Source organism: Thalassospira sp. MCCC 1A02491, from assembly GCF_001613785.1.
Classification (GTDB): domain Bacteria; phylum Pseudomonadota; class Alphaproteobacteria; order Rhodospirillales; family Thalassospiraceae; genus Thalassospira; species Thalassospira povalilytica.
This window is the reverse complement of sequence record NZ_LPVX01000003.1, coordinates 104,754-121,665: the sequence shown is the minus strand read 5'-3', so window position 1 is coordinate 121,665 and position 16,912 is coordinate 104,754. Positions and strand designations below refer to the sequence as shown.

The 16,912-nt window shown below is 57.3% G+C and carries 17 protein-coding genes and 1 riboswitch; of the genes, 8 read left to right on the top strand and 9 right to left on the bottom strand.

Annotated features, from left to right (window positions below):
• Positions 1-10: 10 nt before the first annotated feature.
• The 4 genes from AUQ42_RS02025 to AUQ42_RS02010 form a co-directional block, all read right to left on the bottom strand.
• On the bottom strand, positions 11-592 hold the full coding sequence (locus AUQ42_RS02025; RefSeq protein ID WP_068517312.1) for a helix-turn-helix domain-containing protein: 582 nt from the start codon (positions 590-592) through the stop codon (positions 11-13).
• A 148-nt stretch (positions 593-740) separates the two neighbouring features.
• On the bottom strand, positions 741-1,310 hold the full coding sequence (gene rsmD, locus AUQ42_RS02020) for a 16S rRNA (guanine(966)-N(2))-methyltransferase RsmD (protein WP_068517283.1): 570 nt from the start codon (positions 1,308-1,310) through the stop codon (positions 741-743).
• Between the two features lie 5 nt (positions 1,311-1,315).
• Positions 1,316-2,698, bottom strand: a complete 1,383-nt coding sequence (locus AUQ42_RS16085) for a pseudouridine synthase (protein ID WP_068517282.1) — start codon at positions 2,696-2,698, stop codon at positions 1,316-1,318.
• Positions 2,695-3,417 (bottom strand): gamma-glutamyl-gamma-aminobutyrate hydrolase family protein, encoded by a 723-nt coding sequence (locus AUQ42_RS02010; RefSeq protein ID WP_068517311.1) that lies wholly within the window; start codon positions 3,415-3,417, stop codon positions 2,695-2,697. The genes AUQ42_RS16085 and AUQ42_RS02010 overlap by 4 nt, the downstream gene beginning before the upstream one ends.
• Positions 3,418-3,713: 296 nt before the next feature.
• Here AUQ42_RS02010 and AUQ42_RS02005 point away from each other — a divergent pair, with 296 nt between their 5' ends.
• Entirely contained in the window at positions 3,714-4,166 is a 453-nt protein-coding gene (locus tag AUQ42_RS02005) for a nucleoside deaminase (RefSeq protein ID WP_068517281.1), read from the top strand.
• Between the two features lies 1 nt (position 4,167).
• Here the strand turns inward: AUQ42_RS02005 and AUQ42_RS02000 are convergent, their stop codons facing one another.
• Positions 4,168-4,641 (bottom strand): Rrf2 family transcriptional regulator, encoded by a 474-nt coding sequence (locus tag AUQ42_RS02000; RefSeq protein ID WP_068517280.1) that lies wholly within the window; start codon positions 4,639-4,641, stop codon positions 4,168-4,170.
• Between the two features lie 156 nt (positions 4,642-4,797).
• Between AUQ42_RS02000 and AUQ42_RS01995 the strand changes: the two genes are divergently transcribed.
• Entirely contained in the window at positions 4,798-5,439 is a 642-nt protein-coding gene (locus AUQ42_RS01995; protein ID WP_068517279.1) for a bifunctional 2-polyprenyl-6-hydroxyphenol methylase/3-demethylubiquinol 3-O-methyltransferase UbiG, read from the top strand.
• A gap of 74 nt (positions 5,440-5,513) precedes the next feature.
• On the opposite strand, the gene AUQ42_RS01990 is transcribed toward AUQ42_RS01995, so the two are convergent.
• Both AUQ42_RS01990 and AUQ42_RS01985 read right to left on the bottom strand, forming a co-directional pair.
• A complete protein-coding gene (locus AUQ42_RS01990) occupies positions 5,514-5,873 on the bottom strand; it encodes an Atu4866 domain-containing protein (RefSeq protein ID WP_082817673.1) in 360 nt (119 codons plus the stop codon).
• Positions 5,873-6,607, bottom strand: coding sequence for an SDR family oxidoreductase (locus AUQ42_RS01985; RefSeq protein ID WP_114114349.1), 735 nt, complete (start codon positions 6,605-6,607; stop codon positions 5,873-5,875). Before AUQ42_RS01985 ends, AUQ42_RS01990 begins: the two co-directional genes overlap by 1 nt.
• Before the next feature lie 182 nt (positions 6,608-6,789).
• Between AUQ42_RS01985 and AUQ42_RS01980 the strand changes: the two genes are divergently transcribed.
• The gene (locus AUQ42_RS01980) at positions 6,790-7,707 is read left to right on the top strand and encodes an AraC family transcriptional regulator (RefSeq protein WP_068517277.1); all 918 of its coding nucleotides are present in this window, start codon (positions 6,790-6,792) and stop codon (positions 7,705-7,707) included.
• 56 nt (positions 7,708-7,763) lie between these two features.
• On the opposite strand, the gene AUQ42_RS01975 is transcribed toward AUQ42_RS01980, so the two are convergent.
• On the bottom strand, positions 7,764-9,365 hold the full coding sequence (locus AUQ42_RS01975; protein WP_068517309.1) for a glucan biosynthesis protein: 1,602 nt from the start codon (positions 9,363-9,365) through the stop codon (positions 7,764-7,766).
• 170 nt (positions 9,366-9,535) lie between these two features.
• Positions 9,536-9,735, top strand: a riboswitch (cobalamin riboswitch).
• A 226-nt stretch (positions 9,736-9,961) separates the two neighbouring features.
• Here AUQ42_RS01975 and AUQ42_RS01970 point away from each other — a divergent pair.
• From AUQ42_RS01970 to AUQ42_RS01960, 3 genes are read left to right on the top strand one after another with little or no spacing between them, the layout of a single operon-like run.
• Positions 9,962-10,987: an ABC transporter substrate-binding protein gene (locus AUQ42_RS01970; RefSeq protein WP_068517276.1), complete on the top strand. Its 1,026-nt coding sequence runs from the start codon at positions 9,962-9,964 to the stop codon at positions 10,985-10,987.
• Positions 10,988-11,027: 40 nt separating this feature from the next.
• The gene (locus tag AUQ42_RS01965; protein WP_068517275.1) at positions 11,028-12,092 is read left to right on the top strand and encodes an iron ABC transporter permease; all 1,065 of its coding nucleotides are present in this window, start codon (positions 11,028-11,030) and stop codon (positions 12,090-12,092) included.
• A complete protein-coding gene (locus AUQ42_RS01960; RefSeq protein ID WP_068517274.1) occupies positions 12,089-12,889 on the top strand; it encodes an ABC transporter ATP-binding protein in 801 nt (266 codons plus the stop codon). The genes AUQ42_RS01965 and AUQ42_RS01960 overlap by 4 nt, the downstream gene beginning before the upstream one ends.
• A 33-nt stretch (positions 12,890-12,922) precedes the next feature.
• Here AUQ42_RS01960 and purD read toward each other — a convergent pair whose 3' ends face one another.
• Positions 12,923-14,206 carry a phosphoribosylamine--glycine ligase gene (gene purD / locus AUQ42_RS01955; RefSeq protein ID WP_068517273.1) on the bottom strand — a complete coding sequence of 428 codons (1,284 nt, stop codon included), beginning with the start codon at positions 14,204-14,206 and terminating at the stop codon, positions 12,923-12,925.
• A 119-nt stretch (positions 14,207-14,325) separates the two neighbouring features.
• Here purD and xseA point away from each other — a divergent pair, with 119 nt between their 5' ends.
• Positions 14,326-16,053, top strand: coding sequence for an exodeoxyribonuclease VII large subunit (gene xseA, locus AUQ42_RS01950; RefSeq protein ID WP_068517272.1), 1,728 nt, complete (start codon positions 14,326-14,328; stop codon positions 16,051-16,053).
• The gene (locus AUQ42_RS01945; RefSeq protein ID WP_068517271.1) at positions 16,053-16,907 is read left to right on the top strand and encodes a M23 family metallopeptidase; all 855 of its coding nucleotides are present in this window, start codon (positions 16,053-16,055) and stop codon (positions 16,905-16,907) included. Before xseA ends, AUQ42_RS01945 begins: the two co-directional genes overlap by 1 nt.
• Positions 16,908-16,912 lie beyond the last annotated feature (5 nt).

The window sequence follows — 16,912 nt, the reverse complement described above, 5'->3', positions numbered from 1 at the left end:
TCGAACCAGATTAGATGTGGTTCGGTGCCTGGTCATAGCCGGTGGTCAGGCGCACCGCCGTTCCATCCGACAGGAAAAAACGTTCCCACAGGATGAAGCTGTCAACGATGCGCATCGGCGCACCGTCCCGTCGGGATGTCTCGAAGGTCAGATGATCGGCCTGATCTTCGTGCCATCCCATGTCATGCAGGCTTTTTTCCGCATTCGCGATTTCCGGCGTGGCAAACCGCCAAAGCGATGTGCCAAGCAGTTCGGTGCAGTCGCGCTGCCATTCATGGGCACGGGCATGAGATGCGCATAGCAGTCTGTGGGACCGGTCCTCGATCAGGTGGACCCGCTGGCTGGAATGGGTGACCAGCCGCTTGATCGCATGATCAAGACGGAAATTGCGTTTGCGCGTCATCATCTGATGGATCAGGTCATATTGCAGCGGGGCGGGGCGCTGTGTCCCGTTTTCCCAGCGCGAAACGGTTGCCTGTGTAACACCCAGAATATCGGCCAGACGCGATTGTTTGATGTCGCTCATGCGGCGCCATTGGCGCAACAGGCGTCCAAATTCCTTGTCCGGGGCGGGTGTCGACAGGGCTTTCATGATCATCAACCGTTTAAATGCTGTCTGAACGGTATCACAAATTGCGCAATCTGGCAGCAGGCGGGTGGGAATGGCTGATCTGCGCGATCATTTCAATCAGGCTTGTAAATCGCACTTGTAAGTCGCGTAAGTCGCGTTTGGGCGATGATCAGCCTGCCATGCGGCCGATATCAATCTGGCAGCGGCCATATTTGCGTGAATCACAAAGTTCAAACCCGGCAAGGCCGATTTGCGGATCACGGGGATCACGTTCGGCAATGATCAGGGTATTGGCATCAATCCATCCGGCAGCGGCAAGGGCGGTGATGCTGGGTTCGAGCAAATCCTTGCCATAGGGCGGATCAAGGAAAACCATGCTGGCCGGTTCGATGGCGCGGGGCGGTTTTGTAGCATCCGCGCGCTGTGCCTTGGCCTGATTGCCGACCTTCAGGGTGTCAATATTCTGCTCGACAATGGCGATGGCCTTGCGGTCGGTGTCAAAGAACACGGCCTTTGACGCCCCGCGCGAAAGGGCCTCAAGACCCAAGGCGCCAGACCCGGCATAGGCATCAAGCACCACACCGTCATAAAGCGGGTGGAAGTCATCCTCGTACCAGCGTGATGCGTGCGACAGGATGTTAAAAAGCGCCTCGCGCACACGATCAAGGGTCGGGCGGGTGTCGCGCCCTTCAGGCGCGTTCAAAACCCGTCCACGATGACTTCCGCCAACAATCCGCATTATGGTCAGTCCTTTTTGCCGCGCGGGCGGTTGCCTGCGGGTTTGCGACCCGGTGCGGAATTGCCCGATGATGCGGGCTTGCCGCCGCGTGCACCTGAACGACCGACCGGCTTGTTGCTGACATCGTTGAAGTTGCCACCCGAACGGTTGCCTGAACGACCACCGCCTGCACCTGCATTCGATCGATTGTCCGCACCGGCACCAGAACCGGTACCACGGCCGCGCCCGCGCCCGCGCCCGTTGCCGGGGCCGTTGCGGTCATCGGGTGCACCGGCCTTGCCGCCGGTGCCGTAACGACCGCGACCCTTGTTGGTCGGGCGTGCAGCACCGCGTTCATCACGCTCTTCGCGTTCCGGGCGGGTATTCTGGGCGGCGGGTTTGCCGCGTCCACCCGGACGCGGGGCCGCACCGATGCGCGGACCCTTGCGGGCGGCACCGGAACTTGGGCGGGAAGCCGCGCGGTTGTCGCGCGCATCCTCACCATCACTGGTGTTCTGGGTGGTGCCTGCCGGGCCACCCTGATTGCCTTGCGGGCGTTTGCGCTGGGCGGGTTGGCCAAATACGGTACGCGGTGCCTTCGGGCGACCGGTGCCGCCACGGGCAACCGATTTCTTTTCTGAAACCTTGCTGTAATCACCGCGGAAGAACGCGGCAAGCTGTTCTTTCATTACCTTGCCGGTGATTTCCTCGCACTCGCCCGGGGCCAGACTGCCCAACTGGAACGGGCCGTAGGATACGCGCATCAGGCGCGTTACCGGCCAGCCCAGATGCTCCATCACCCGGCGGATTTCACGGTTCTTGCCTTCGCGAAGGGTGACGGTCATCCAGGCATTGGTGCCTTTCTGAACGTCGACTTCGGCCTGGATCGATCCGTAATGGACGCCATCAACCGTGATGCCTTCTTCAAGCTGTTTAAGTTTTTCTTCCTCGATCCGCCCATGCACGCGCACACGGTACCGGCGCGCCCATCCGGTTGCCGGAAGTTCCAGATAACGGGCAAGTTCCCCGTCATTGGTCAGCAACAGCAACCCTTCGGAATTAAGGTCAAGACGACCAACCGAAATCACACGCGGCACATAGCTTGGCAGATGTTCAAATACCGTATCGCGGCCCTGTTCATCGCGGTGGCTGGTGACCAGCCCGCGCTTTTTAAACAGTCGCCACAGGCGCGGCTTTTCCTTTTCCGGCAATGGCTTGCCATCGACAATGATCTCGTCCTCGTCGGTGACCGTTACGGCGGGGCTATCAAGCTTTTTGCCATTCAGGCGCACCAGACCTTCGGCGATCATGCGTTCGGCGTCGCGCCGGGAACAGACACCGGATCGCGCAATGCGTTTGGCAATGCGTTCGGGTTTGTTGTCGTTCTGGGTGTCGTTTTTGTCGCTCATTTGCGGGCCTCGGCAATCAGGGCGTCAAAGATTTTGGCATCGCCCGAGCTGATATGAAATTCGGGATGCCACTGGACCCCGAGACAATAGCGGTATTTCGGATGTTCAATTCCTTCGATCACACCATCAGGCGCATAGGAATTGATGATCACATCCGGGCCAACTCCATCAACCGCCTGATGGTGGGCGGAATTGACCGACAGTGTTTTGGCATCGCCAACGATTTTCGCCAGAAGCGTATCGGGCTCGACCGTGACGTCATGACCGGCCTCGTCGCGCGGGTTTGGCTGTTCGTGGGGAAGGCAGTTTTCGATCGCGTCTGGGATATGCTGGATCAATGATCCGCCCAGAATAACGTTCAAAAGCTGCTGCCCGCCGCAAATACCCAGAACCGGCATGTCGCGTTTAAGCGCACCTTCGGCCATCGCCCATTCAAATTTGGTGCGTCGATCCTTGGTGACAACCGTGTCATGTTTTTCGGTCGCGCCAAACAGGCTGGGATCAACATCAAACGCGCCACCGGTCACCACCAGCCCGTCAATCAGATCAAGCAGGTCCGGCACCAGTTCAATTTCATGGGGCAGGGGCATGGGAATGCCACCGGCAGCCGTGACCGCACCGGCATAGTTTTCACGCAGCGCATACCACGGGAATTTGGAATATCCGCCCGGTTCTTCGGAATCGAGTGTAATGCCAATGATCGGCTTGCGCGTGGTCATGACGATGCGAACCTTGATGCTGGTGACGGGATGGCGAAACAAGTTTGGCGGAAACTACCTTTCTAACCCGTGAAGGGCAACGGCAATTCACGCCGACAGTCTATGCGTTCTGCGCAGGCGGGCAAGGGTGTGTTGATCCACCAATGCCGGTGATCATGGCTTGACCGACCCTGTGGAGTGATAGGACAATGTCATGAACCCAAAAAGGACCAAATGTCCTGAAACAAACTAAAAGACCGGACCCGGCAGGGATGACGCTGGTCTGTCACTGGTTCGATCATCGGGATGGAAAGACTATGAGCGCAGACAGCTATATGGACATGGCTCTTGAAGAAGCCCGCGCAGCCGCACGTCGCGGCGAAGTACCGGTCGGGGCGGTTCTGGTTGATGCCGATACCGGCGAAGTTCTGGCGCGCGCCGGAAACCTGACCGAAGAAATGAACGATCCCACGGCCCATGCCGAAATTCTGGTGATCCGGGCCGCCGCCGGGGCCAAGGGTGAGCCACGTCTTCCCAATTGCGATCTTTATGTCACGCTGGAACCCTGTCCGATGTGCGCAACCGCCATTTCATTTGCCCGCCTTCGGCGTGTCTATTTCGGGGCTTACGACCCCAAGGGCGGCGGGGTTGATCACGGCCCGCGCGTGTTTGAAAGTTCAAGCTGTCATCACCGCCCCGAAGTTTACGGCGGGATTGGCGAGGTGGAGGCCGCAACCCTTCTGAAGGAATTCTTTGGCAGCCTGCGCTGACTCAGTGGTGCTGGTCAGCAAAATGATGCAGGTTATCCGGACTTAATCCCAATTCCGCCAGCCGCTTTTCAAAATCAACGGCCAGATCGGCCATGGTGACCGATGATAGTGCGGTGATGAATGTCTCGGACGCCAATTGCAATGCGCGCGCGGTCGCCGTATTGGCCGCCTTTTCCATCAAGCATTGAGACTCTTCGTCCCCGCAGCCAAGGGCAAAAAGGGTCGGTGCGCCCAGCGCCTGATAAATTTCCGCCAGTGTGATCTTTTCCAGCGGCCGTGCCAGTTGCCAGCCGCCGCCATGGCCCTTGATGGATGTTAGTATCCCCTGATCACGCAGCCCCGCCATTGTCCGCCGGACAACGGCGGCATTGGTATTGAGCATCCCGGCCAGTTGTTCGGATGTGGCGGGGTCTTTCATGTCGCTCAGATGCAAAAGCGCATGCAAAACCCGGGGCAGGCGGTTGTCCTGACGCATGAAGGCGGTCCTGTTTGTCGATCAGATGTTTTGTCATTTTTATCACATGTAACAATCAAAGATACATGAAATTGACAGATGTGACGAATCATGTAACTTTTAATGTTACGTGATTCGCAATCACGGATATCCCCCGACTTTATCAAGAGAACCCCGATGAAATTTGATCCCAATGTTGATCCCAAAATGGACGCCAGAACCTTTTGGGAAGAAACCTATGAAAAGCAGTCCCCGCAAACCAGCGGCAAGCCGTCTGCTGTTCTTGAGCGGTTTGTTGCCGGTCGCCCGGTGGGGCGCGCACTTGAACTTGGTTGTGGCAAGGGCGATGACGCCGTCTGGCTGGCAAAAGGCGGGTGGCAAGTGACAGCTGTCGATATTTCGGAAACGGCACTGGGCTATGCGCGGGCCAATGCTCTGCGAAGTGGCGTGCAGGATAATATTACCTTCGTGGCCCATGATCTGGATACAAGCCTGCCAGACGGCACTTTTGATCTGGTAACCGCGCAATTCCTGCAATCACCGCTGGAATTTGCCCGCGACAGGATTTTGAACCGGGCAGCACAACAGGTTGCGACAAACGGCTTGTTGCTGATTACCACCCACGGATCACGTCCATCATGGTCATCGGCCCCCGAAGACATGGTGTTCCCGACACCTGCACAGGCACGCGATGCGCTGGGGCTTGATATGAGCCGGTGGAAAACCGTCACGGTGGATAATTTCGAACGCATGGCGACCGGTCCCAAGGGTGAAAAGGGCTCGGTCATTGATACGGTCATTGCGCTTGAACGTATCTGAGTAAAACAAAACCGGGCGGGCCCGTATGCCCGCCCGTATGCCCGCCCGTATTGTCCGGGGGTCGGCAGGCTGATCTAGTTTATGGTCGCCTCGCGGAACATCACCATACCGCCGTGATAGAGAACGTCATTTTCAAAATATCCATCGGCGGTAAAGCCGGTGTCATCCTGATAGGTGATGTAATTTCCCGATACCTGATAATCGCCCTGATAGGCCGATTGACGGGTGCCGCGGGCTTCGTCATAGCGACCATTGGGCAGCAGTTCCTGCCGGACATGGCCGTCCTTGGTCACCCACATGCCGATATAGGGATGCGGGGCGGTTTGGGTGGTTTTGCGCATCTCGGTCTCCTGTTGGGCCGATGCTGATGGTACAAGCACCACCAGCATCATCAGCAAAGTTGCAAAGCCGGATGAAAGGACGGATTGCCCCATCAGAAGGCCGATGCCGTCGGGCGCACGATGACTTCGTTAACATCGACATCGGCGGGTTGATCAAGCGCATAAAGAACCGCGCGTGCAATCGCATCGGGTGTCAGGGCGATCTGGCGGAACTGGGTCAGCAATTCCTTGCTGGTCGGATCGGAAATATCGTGGCCCAGTTCGGTTTCAACCACGCCCGGCGAAATGGTCGTCACACGGACATTTTCGCTTTCCTGGCGCAGGCCTTCGGAAATGGCCCAGACGGCGTATTTGGTGCCGCAATAAACCGCCGCACTTGGCACAACGACATGTGCGCCAATCGATGCGGTATTGATGACATGGCCGCCGCCCTGTGCCTTGAAAATCGGAAGAACAGCAGCAATCCCGTTCAAAACACCACGGATATTGACGTTGATCATGTTTTCCCACTCATCGGTTTTAAGTTCCGACATCGGGGCAAGCGGCATCACACCGGCATTGTTGAAAATCGCATCGACGCGCCCGAAAAGGTTCTGGGCGTTATAAACCAGTGCCTCGACACTGTCGGCATTGGTGACATCAACCGACCGGGCCATGGCAGTGCCACCGGCGGCCTCGATTTCAGTAACAATCTGATCAAGGCGTTCGGTACGGCGCGCGCCCAGAACAACCTTGGCCCCGCGCGATGCCAGAAGCCGGGCGGTGGCCTCCCCGATGCCGCTGCTGGCGCCAGTGATGATGACGGTCTTGTTTTCGAGATAATTGATCGGGTTCGTCATGACATGCTCCTTTGGTTTGTGTCATGGCGCTTACTGTGTCGATCAATGGGTATTTGTTGAATACACAGAACTCGAATTGGATTGCCTGATCCTCCAACCTGGGCAAAGTCCGCTTTTTCCAGGGTGCCGGGTGTGTATACTGCATCCAAGGAAATCAAAGGGATTTGGTCATGGACGGTTATCGACGGCTTTGCGAACTGATTGATAAATACTGCGATGCGGATGGATCTGTGCGCACCGCGATCGATCCTGTCTGGATGTTTCGTTCGACCGCGCCAAGCCTTAAGGTGCCAACGATTTACAAGCCCTGCCTGTGTCTGATTGTGTCGGGGGCCAAGGAAGTCACGCTGGGTCAGGAGCTCTATCGATATGAACCCGGACAGCTTCTTGCGGCATCGGTGGATTTGCCCCTTGTCGGGCATGTGACACTGGCAAGTGATCAGCAACCCTATCGCAGTTTGTCGCTTGATCTTGATGGCAAGATTTTAAGCGAGCTGGTCACGCATATGGATCTCAAGATCGGGGCAGAAGGCGAAAGTGCGCGCGGGCTGTTTGTCGAACAAACCACCGACAGCCTGATTGACGCGGTGTTACGCGTGGTCGAGTTGCTTGAAAGGCCCGATGACATTGCGGTCATGTTGCCGCTTTTGATGCGCGAAGTGCATTACCGACTGTTGCGCACCGGCAAGGGCGCGCTGATTGCCGGTCTTGCGATTGGTGGCAGCAATATGCAACGGATATCGGCGGTATTACGGTTGATGAAGGATAATTTCGACAAGCCGCTGAAGATCGAGGAGCTGGCAGATTTCGCCAATATGAGCCCGTCATCCTTCCATCATCATTTCAAACAGGTGACCGCCATGAGTCCGCTGCAATATCAAAAGCGCCTGCGCCTGACGACGGCGCGTCAGATCATGCTCGCAGAAATGAAGGACGCGGCCAGTGCGGCCTATGCGGTCGGCTATGAAAGCGCATCGCAGTTCAGCCGCGAATATGCCCGCATGTTTGGTGCACCACCGATGCGCGATGTCATGGCAATCCTTGGGCAATCGGGCCAAGCGCGCCCGGGCGAAGGCATGGCGTCGTAAATAAAAAAACAGGGGGCGGTGTTGCCCGCCCCCTGATCATTCTTGCCGGGTTTTGATCAGCCTTGATGCTGATTACCCAATGCCGGCAGATGCTGGAACATCCAGGTTTCACTGAGCGGGGCGTCCCCGCGCTTGAGATACATGCGCAGATCAACCGGATCGGTGCCGGCCACTTTCAGGTCAAAGGCCGCCCGCCAGATGCGGGTATCCATGATCGGTTCGATCTTGGTGCGGGTGATTTCACCACGCGATGTCGATACGACGATTTCCGGGAACTCGCCATAGGCAAGGGTGCCAAGAACATCGCCTTCGAATTCGACAGAAAACTTGACCTCGTCTTTCGGGCGGTTGGTGCCCGGTTCGCCGCCGCGTCCCATGCGGGTCGAAGTTGCCTTTGCCAGTTCGGCAACCGGGAACGGGTTATGGGCCTGCCAGTGAAGGCGATATTTGAACTGATAGCTGTTTCCGGCTTTGGCCGGGGCGTTCGGAACCCAGAATGCCGCGATGTTATCGTGGATTTCATCGTCGGTCGGGATTTCGATCAACTGTACGGCACCGTCATTCCAGTCTTCCTGGGGTTCGACCCACAGGCTGGGGCGACGGTGATAGCGCACACCATCAAGATAGTTCTTCACATCGCGGTCACGCTGCATCAGGCCAAAACCGCGCGGATTATGATCGGCAAAGGCCGATGCGCGGATGGTTTCGGGGTTGTTCAGCTGTCGCCAGATGCGTTCGCCACTGCCGGTCCACAGTTCCAGACCATCGCTGTCATGGACTTCCGGGCGCCAGTCAAACCGGAATGATTTGTTCTGTTCGGAATACCAGAACATGCTGGTCAGCGGCGCGATGCCAAGCCGTTCGATATCGCGACGGACAAACAGATGTTTTTCGATATCCATCGTCACACCCTGCCCGCGATAGAGCAGGAATTTGTATGCGCCCGTAATGCTTGGCCCATCAAGCAGCGCATAGATGGTGACCGGGTCTTCGGCATTTTTGGCCGGTTCGATAAAGAACTGGCGGAAATCGGGGAATTCTTCGGGTTGGGATGTGGCGGTATTGACCGCAATCCCGCGCGCGGACAGGCCATACTGGCCTTCATCACCGATGGCGCGGAAATAGGATGCGCCAAGAAACGCCGCCCAGTCCTGGGTTTTCCAGTCATCACGCGACAGTTCTTCATGAAGGCGGAACCCGGCAAAGCCGCTGTTTTCGGGCAGCTGGCGGGCAATACTGTCGGCTGGCATGTCAAAGTAATCGGGTTTATAGATGACTTCGCGTGCCGTGCCGTCTTCCAGAAGATACATGTGCACGGGCTTGGCGAAATACATGCCCAGATGGAAAAACGTCACCGGATAGGTGCCTGATCCATCGGAAAACGGCGAATGGTCGCGTTTGTAATGCAATTTGCCATGGGTGTCGTAATCGATCCGCCCGACAATTTCCGGGTTGGGGGCGACTGGCGGCTCATAGGCGGCCTGCGCCATCGATTTGGCACGCGCAATCAGATCGGCAAAATCAAACGGCTGTCCCGCACCAAGGTCAAGCCCTGGTACTTCTGCCAATGCATGCTGATAGATCGACATTCCCGGCAGGATAAGACCGGCTGCCGCGATGGATTTCAAAAAGCGTCTGCGTTCAACAGAAGTCGTCATGTGCATCATGTTCCAATGGTTTCATTTGTCGGCAAGCATACCAGACAGTGTGGAGGTAATCGGGATGAAACATGGCAAATTCAAGGTCGTGTCGACTGCAATTTCTGCATGGACCCCTGTGTAAATGCCTCTGGTCATCTGCCAATTTCCTTGACCGGGTTTGGGCTTTAATCTAACGGTCAGATGTCGGTATCCGGATATCGGATAAAGGGAATTCGATCTGGGCTGCGTGCCCATCAACCGAAGCTGCCCCCGCAACTGTAGGCGGTGAGCGTTTTTCTGACCAATGCCACTGGGATGAACCCGGGAAGGCCAGGAAAAGTGCTTTGACCCGCGAGCCAGGAGACCTGCCGACATGAATGCGACGGACCGGGCGGGGTGCCCCGGAGAATGTCGGCATATGTCGCGGTTTCCGGCAGTTTTTTGTAAATGCGCCTGAATACCGATCCTGACATCTTCCGCCATTTCCCGACACTTTTGCCAGTCCCTTGACGATAGTAAAGTGTGTGTTATGTTATAACATAACATTTGCGATATGCTGTGCAGTGGCCGGTAATTGCCGACCCTTGCCGGTATGTCTTTGAAAGGAAGTCAAAGTGATCAGTCACTATAAACATGCGCTGGCAGTCGGGGTGTTTGCTGCCGGTTTTATGATTTCGGCCCCGTTTGCGGCTGCGACGGAATATCCGCTTGCCATCGAAAATTGCGGCAGCACGCTGCACTTTGATGCGGCCCCCGAACGGGTTGTGTCGCTTGGACAAAGCACGACAGAAATCCTCTATTCGCTGGGGCTGGCCGATAAGGTCAAAGGCACCGGGGTCTGGTTTGGTCCGGTCATGGATGAATTCAGGGATGTGAATGCGTCCGTGCCGCGTCTGGCTGATAATGATCCGGGCTTTGAAACCGTGGTTGCGCAAAAACCGCAACTGGTCGCCACCCAGTATCAATGGCATGTCGGTCCCAAGGGCATTGTTGGCACCACCGAACAGTTCAATGAACTTTCGATCCCGGTCTATACCGCACCGGCCGATTGTGTCGGCAAGGACAATGCCGGCGGGGGCGACGGGGTGCGCCATGACCGTTTCTCCATGGACCTGATTTATCGGGAAATTTCCGACCTTGCGCAGATTTTCGATATCGAGGATCGCGGCGCGGCCCTGATTGCCAGGTTGAAAGATCGTGAAGCCCGGTCCCTGGCACAGGTCAATGCCAGCGGGAACAGCAATGTTTCGACCGTTTTCTGGTTTTCCAGTGCCGAGATTAAAAGCGATCCCTACGTCGCGGGCAAAAACGGGGCCGCGGGCTATATCGCGGAAAAACTTGGCGTAACAAACATCATCGACAGCGACGAAGAATGGCCGACCGTGGGGTGGGAAACCATTGCGCGCGCCAATCCCGATATCATTGTGATCGGTAAAATGGGCCGTCGCCGTTTCCCGGCAGATGATTGGGAAGTCAAAATGGACTTTTTGAAAACCGATCCGGTTACACGCCAGATGAAAGCGGTTAAAAACGGCAATATCGTTGTGATGGATGCGCAATCGATGGACCCGACAATTCGTCTGATTGACGGTATTGAAACGCTTGCCCAGGCTGTCGAACGCCTGAGTGCCTCGAACTGATTGCCCAACCCGATGGCGCTCGATATGCCCGGAGACTTCAATGTTTGAAAAAACACCCCCTCAGCCCCCCGCACGATCGCGGGCGGGGCGGGCATATCTTGCGCGAAGCGGTGCCGCCGTGGCGGCTTTGATCCTGCTTGCCGCTGTGGTTGCAATCGCTGCTGCCAAGGGGGAAACACACATTCCCCTTGGCACGGTTCTTCAAACCATTGCCAATCATCTGTGGCAGGCGGGCTATGAGATTGATCCAATCGATTCCGGGATCATCTGGAATTACCGGATTTCGCGTGCACTTGTGGCTGCGGCCTGCGGGGCGTCACTTGCGTTGTCGGGGGCCGTGTTACAGGCGCTTTTGCGCAACAGTCTGGCCGATCCCTATTTGCTGGGCATTTCGGCGGGGGCATCTACCGGCGCGGTCAGTGTTGCCATTCTTGGTCTTGGGGCGGGGATGGTTTCGCTGTCACTTGGCGCGTTTGTCGGTGCGCTGGTGGCATTCGGGTTTGTCGCGCTTTTGGCCATTCCGGCCGGTCGTGGTGCAGGCGCGATCATTTTGGCCGGGGTTGCCGGATCACAGCTTTTCAACGCCCTGACATCCTTTATCGTCACCAAGGCAGCAACCGCGGACGAGGCGCGCGGCATCATGTTCTGGTTGCTTGGCAATCTGAGTGGTGTGCGCTGGGACGATGTCTATCTTGCGCTGCCCGTTGCGTTTGGCGGGCTGGTTGTGTGTCTTTGGTATGCGCGCGCACTTGATGCTTTTACCTTTGGTGTGGAATCGGCGGCATCGCTTGGCGTGCCGGTGCGCCGTGTTTATGTGGTTCTGATTGCGGTGGCGGCATCCATGACGGCTGTGATGGTCAGTCTTGTCGGTTCGATCGGTTTTGTCGGTTTGGTCATCCCGCATGCGGCACGGTTCTTTGTCGGGACCCGGCATGGGCTTTTGCTGCCGGTTTCGGCCCTGATCGGGGCGATATTCCTTGTTGCGGCTGACATTGTTTCACGCATCATTCTGGATGGTCAGGTTCTTCCCATCGGGGTGATTACCGCCCTGATCGGGGCACCGGCCTTTGCGCTTATTCTTTGTCATGGAAGGGTTCTGCGATGACACTGGAACTGCGCGATGTTGGCTGGAATGCCGGTTTCAAGAAAATCATCACTGACGTGTCGTTGCGGGTTGAACCGGGGGAATTCCTTGGCCTGATCGGACCAAACGGATCTGGCAAAACCAGTCTGATGTCGGTTCTGGCCGGTATTCGTGCCCCGTCTCGTGGACAGGCCCTGCTTGACGGGCAGGCGATGAAAAAAGTCGGGCGTCGCAATCTGGCGCGACGGATCGGCTTTGTCGAACAACAGGCCGACACCATTGACCGCATTACCGTGCGCGAGGCGGTGGCGCTGGGCAGAACACCGTATCTGAGTTTGCTGTCACCCTGGTCAGAAGATGACCAGGCGATTGTCCAAAAGGCGCTGGAAGCAGTTGAGATGCATCTGATGGCTGACCGGATGTGGCAAACATTGTCGGGCGGGGAAAAACAGCGCGTTCATATCGCCCGGACATTGGCGCAACAGCCTGATTTCCTGTTGCTGGACGAGCCGACCAACCATCTTGATATCCATCATCAACTGGGATTGCTTGATCTTGTCCGTACCCTTCCGGTGACGGTGGTGGCGGCCCTGCATGATCTGAACCATGCGGCGATGTTCTGTGACCGGATTGCGATGATGGATCGCGGCAAACTGATTGCGATTGGCACGCCCGAACAGATTTTGACATCGCAAAACCTGCGTGATGTTTTCGGGGTTGCCGCCGATATCGAACGCGATGATCAGGGCCGCTGTCATATCCGCTATCAGGTCGGTATATCGGGCCAGTCGGGCATAAAAAAAGACCGGGTTGCGTAACCCGGTCTTTTGAAAATCGGTTTGGATGCGGGCTTATGCCTGTTCGCGGGCCACGGCGCGCCAGCCGATATCACGGCGGCAAAAACCACCTTCCCAGTCAATCGCATCAACCGCCTCATAGGCGCGTTTCTGGGTTTCGGTGACGGTTGCACCGCGCGCGGTGACGCCAAGAACACGACCACCGGTCGCAACCAGTTTGTCACCCTCCATCTTGGTCCCGGCATGAAGGACCTTGACCTTGTCCATGGCGTCAGCCGCCGGGACGTTTTTGATCTCGGTCCCTTTTTCGTAAGCCCCCGGATACCCCTTGGCGGCCATGACGACGACCATTGCGGTTTCCTCATACCATTCCGGTTTGACGGTATTAAGCGTGCCGGTGGCCGCACCATCAAGGATGTCCAGCACGTCCGATTTCAGACGGGTCATCAGGACCTGACATTCCGGGTCACCGAAACGGATGTTGTATTCGATCAGTTTCGGGTTGCCTTCATCGTCAATCATCAGGCCCGCAAACAGCACGCCCTTGAACGGGTGGCCTTCATTGGCCATGCCTTTGACGGTCGGGACGATGATCTGTTCCATGACCTTGGCTTCGACCGCATCGGTAAAGACCGGGGCCGGGGAATAGGCCCCCATGCCGCCCGTGTTGGGGCCGGTATCGCCTTCGCCAACGGCCTTGTGATCCTGGGCTGCAACCAGCGGAATGACGTTCTCGCCATCGCAAACCGCAAAAAATGAGGCTTCCTCACCTTTGAGGAATTCTTCAATCACGATTTCCGCCCCGGCATCGCCGAACTTGCCACCGACCATGCATTCATCGATTGCGGCAAATGCTTCGTCCGTGGTCTGACAGATCGTTACACCCTTGCCTGCGGCCAGACCGTCGGTCTTAACGACAATCGGCGCACCGTGTTTTTCAACAAATGCCTTGGCATCTGCGGGGTTGGTGAAACGGCCATAGGCAGCCGTCGGTACACCGAACTTTGCCACCATGTCTTTCATGAAGCCCTTGGAACCTTCAAGCTGGGCGGCCGCCTTGGAACAACCGAACGACTTGATGCCCGCGGCGTCGAGTGCATCGACAAGGCCTGCAACCAGCGGGGCTTCGGGGCCGACAACGACCAGATCAACCGCATTGTCCTTGGCGAAGGTTACCAGACCGTCGATATCGCCATCGGAAATCGCGACACATTGCGCAGAATCCGCAATGCCGGCATTGCCCGGTGCGCACCAGAGTTTGGAAATGCGCGGGCTGCGCGCAATGGCCCAGCATAGTGCGTGTTCACGTCCGCCGCCGCCAACGACCAGAACCTTCATGACTTTATCCTTCGACTTGTCCGATTGCTTGATGGTCCATGCGCGATGAACTAGGCTAGACCCAAACGCCATCCCGCAGAATGATTCAATGTGCGGGCTTTTAGCATAAAGTGCCCTTGATGACGCAAGATTTGTTCGACCCTTATGCCCCGGTACCGGAAACCCCTGTGAAATCGGGAAATGCGCCCGAATTTTCGGTATCCGACCTGTCCAATGCACTCAAACGCACGGTCGAGGATGCCTTTTCCTTTGTCCGGGTGCGCGGGGAAATTTCCGGCTTCAAACAGGCCAGCAGCGGCCATATGTATCTGGCGCTCAAGGACGACAAGGCGGTTCTTGATGGCGTGTGCTGGCGCGGGCAGGCGGCCAAACTTGGCTTGGTGCCCGAAGACGGCATGGAAGTCATCGTTACCGGACGCCTGACGACATTCCCGGGCCGTTCGAAATATCAGATCGTGATTGAAAGCATGGAAGTCGCGGGCGAAGGCGCGCTTCTGAAACTGCTTGAAGAACGCAAAAAGAAACTCGCTGCCGAAGGCCTGTTTGACCCCGATCGCAAAAAGCCGATCCCGTTCCTGCCCGATGTTATTGGCATCGTGACATCGCCGACCGGGGCGGTGATCCGCGATATCATGCATCGTCTGCGTGACCGTTTCCCGCGCCGGGTTCTTTTGTGGCCGGTGCTGGTTCAGGGGCAGGGTGCCGCCGAACAGGTGGCCGAGGCCGTGCGCGGTTTCAATGATCTGTTGCCCTATGGCCAGATCCCGCGACCAGACGTTCTGATCGTGGCGCGTGGTGGCGGATCGCTTGAAGATTTGTGGTGCTTTAACGAGGAAATCGTCGCCCGTGCGGTTGCCGATTCCGACATTCCGGTGATTTCGGCAGTCGGGCATGAAACCGACACCACCCTGATTGATTTCGTGTCGGACCTGCGCGCCCCGACCCCGACCGGGGCGGCGGAAAAGGCCGTGCCAGTGCGCATGGACCTGATCGGGCAGGTCGAAGAAGACGGTCTTCGACTGGCACAGGCCGTGCGTCGCCTGGGACTTGAAAAGAAAACCGCGCTTGAAAGCCTGGCCCGTGGGCTGGGGGATCCCAAAAGGATGCTCGAAGAACGCGCCCAGACACTCGATAACTGGGCGGATCGTTTGCCACGTGCGGCTGTTAACCTGACGCAGCAGGCGCGTGCGCGCCTGAACGAGGCCAGTGCGCGACTGGTCAGTCCGCGTGAACAGCTTTCGGAAAAGCGCGGGCGTCTTGAAAATGCGGCCCTTCGTCTGGACGGGGCGATGAAATCCGCCCTTCAGATGCAGCAAGCGCGTCTTGATCGCGCGGCTGCGGGCTTGCGCCCCGGTGATGCCAAGCGTGATGTTGTTCGGGCGGAAAAACAGATCGCCGATCTTGGTGCCCGGATGCAGGCAGCGGTTGGCAATATCGTCAAACGCGAGGCCGAAGGACTGGCGCGTTATGACCGGCTTCTGGAAAGCTATTCCTATCGTAATGTTCTTAAACGCGGCTTTGCCGTGGTGCGTGATGGGGCGGGCAATCTTGTTGGCAAGTCGGGCGATCTTGTTACCGGGCAGTCCTATGATCTTGAAATGGGCGATGGCATCACCCGCGTCACCGCCGGCGAGGGTACCGCGACGTCGGGGCCGGAGGGCGCGAAACCGTCAGAACGGTCACAACCGTCAGAGCCGACAGAACCGGCACAGCGCAAGGATGATAGCGCTAACATCGCGGTGGAAACAGCTGGCGCAACCGTGGCGCCAAAGCCTGCCAAACCCAAACCGGCGAAAAAGAAAAATCCGCGTCCACAGGAAGATGACAGGCAGGGGAGCCTTCTGTAATGCGTTTGGCATTTAAAACCGTTATCGCAATTGCCGGTCTTTTGGGGGCAAGCATCACCGCACAGGCGGCCGAGCCGACCTATCAGGGGCAATTTGTTCAGGGCGGGATTGTTTTTGGTCAGACAAATGCCGGTGATGTCGTCCTGCTTGACGGGGATGCGATTGATACCATTGCCCCGGATGGGCGGTTCATCATCGGATTTCCCCGCGATTATGAAGGTCCGGCCAAACTGACGGTTCGCCATGCAGATGGCAGCACCGAAGAATTCGCCTATGCGATTGCCGATCGCGAATTTGATATTCAGCGCATTGACGGTTTGCCGCCCAAAATGGTCACGCCCGATCCCGACGTCATGAACCGGATCAAGGATGACAGCCGTCAGGCCCGCGAAGTCCGAACTGAACGCTTTACCGAGAATTTTCTTGAGAACGGCTTTATCTGGCCTGCCCTTGGTCCGATCAGCGGGGTTTACGGATCACAGCGTATCCTGAATGGCGAACCGCGTGCGCCGCATTGGGGGGTGGATATCGCCGTTCCGACCGGAACCCCGGTGGTGGCCCCGGCCGACGGGATCGTGACCCTGGCCCATCCAGATATGTATTTTTCGGGTGCCACCCTGTTTATCGATCACGGGCTTGGCATGGTTTCGGCCTTTTTGCATCTGTCTGAAATCGACGTCAAAGTTGGCGATGTCGTCAAACAGGGGGATGTGATTGCCAAGGTGGGCGCATCGGGCCGGGCAACCGGCCCGCATCTGGACTGGCGGATCAATGTCGGGGCGGCACGCGTTGATGCCCAATTGCTTGTACCCCCGATGGACCAAGCCCAAAAGGCGGCAAACGCCAATAATTAACGGGA

Coding starts and splice junctions, on each gene's coding strand:
- AUQ42_RS02025 (WP_068517312.1), bottom strand. CDS start 592: ATGAAAGCCCTGTCGACACCCGCCCCGGACAAGGAATTTGGACGCCTG.
- rsmD (WP_068517283.1), bottom strand. CDS start 1,310: ATGCGGATTGTTGGCGGAAGTCATCGTGGACGGGTTTTGAACGCGCCT.
- AUQ42_RS16085 (WP_068517282.1), bottom strand. CDS start 2,698: ATGAGCGACAAAAACGACACCCAGAACGACAACAAACCCGAACGCATT.
- AUQ42_RS02010 (WP_068517311.1), bottom strand. CDS start 3,417: ATGACCACGCGCAAGCCGATCATTGGCATTACACTCGATTCCGAAGAA.
- AUQ42_RS02005 (WP_068517281.1), top strand. CDS start 3,714: ATGAGCGCAGACAGCTATATGGACATGGCTCTTGAAGAAGCCCGCGCA.
- AUQ42_RS02000 (WP_068517280.1), bottom strand. CDS start 4,641: ATGCGTCAGGACAACCGCCTGCCCCGGGTTTTGCATGCGCTTTTGCAT.
- AUQ42_RS01995 (WP_068517279.1), top strand. CDS start 4,798: ATGAAATTTGATCCCAATGTTGATCCCAAAATGGACGCCAGAACCTTT.
- AUQ42_RS01990 (WP_082817673.1), bottom strand. CDS start 5,873: ATGGGGCAATCCGTCCTTTCATCCGGCTTTGCAACTTTGCTGATGATG.
- AUQ42_RS01980 (WP_068517277.1), top strand. CDS start 6,790: ATGGACGGTTATCGACGGCTTTGCGAACTGATTGATAAATACTGCGAT.
- AUQ42_RS01975 (WP_068517309.1), bottom strand. CDS start 9,365: ATGACGACTTCTGTTGAACGCAGACGCTTTTTGAAATCCATCGCGGCA.
- AUQ42_RS01965 (WP_068517275.1), top strand. CDS start 11,028: ATGTTTGAAAAAACACCCCCTCAGCCCCCCGCACGATCGCGGGCGGGG.
- AUQ42_RS01960 (WP_068517274.1), top strand. CDS start 12,089: ATGACACTGGAACTGCGCGATGTTGGCTGGAATGCCGGTTTCAAGAAA.
- purD (WP_068517273.1), bottom strand. CDS start 14,206: ATGAAGGTTCTGGTCGTTGGCGGCGGCGGACGTGAACACGCACTATGC.
- xseA (WP_068517272.1), top strand. CDS start 14,326: ATGACGCAAGATTTGTTCGACCCTTATGCCCCGGTACCGGAAACCCCT.
- AUQ42_RS01945 (WP_068517271.1), top strand. CDS start 16,053: ATGCGTTTGGCATTTAAAACCGTTATCGCAATTGCCGGTCTTTTGGGG.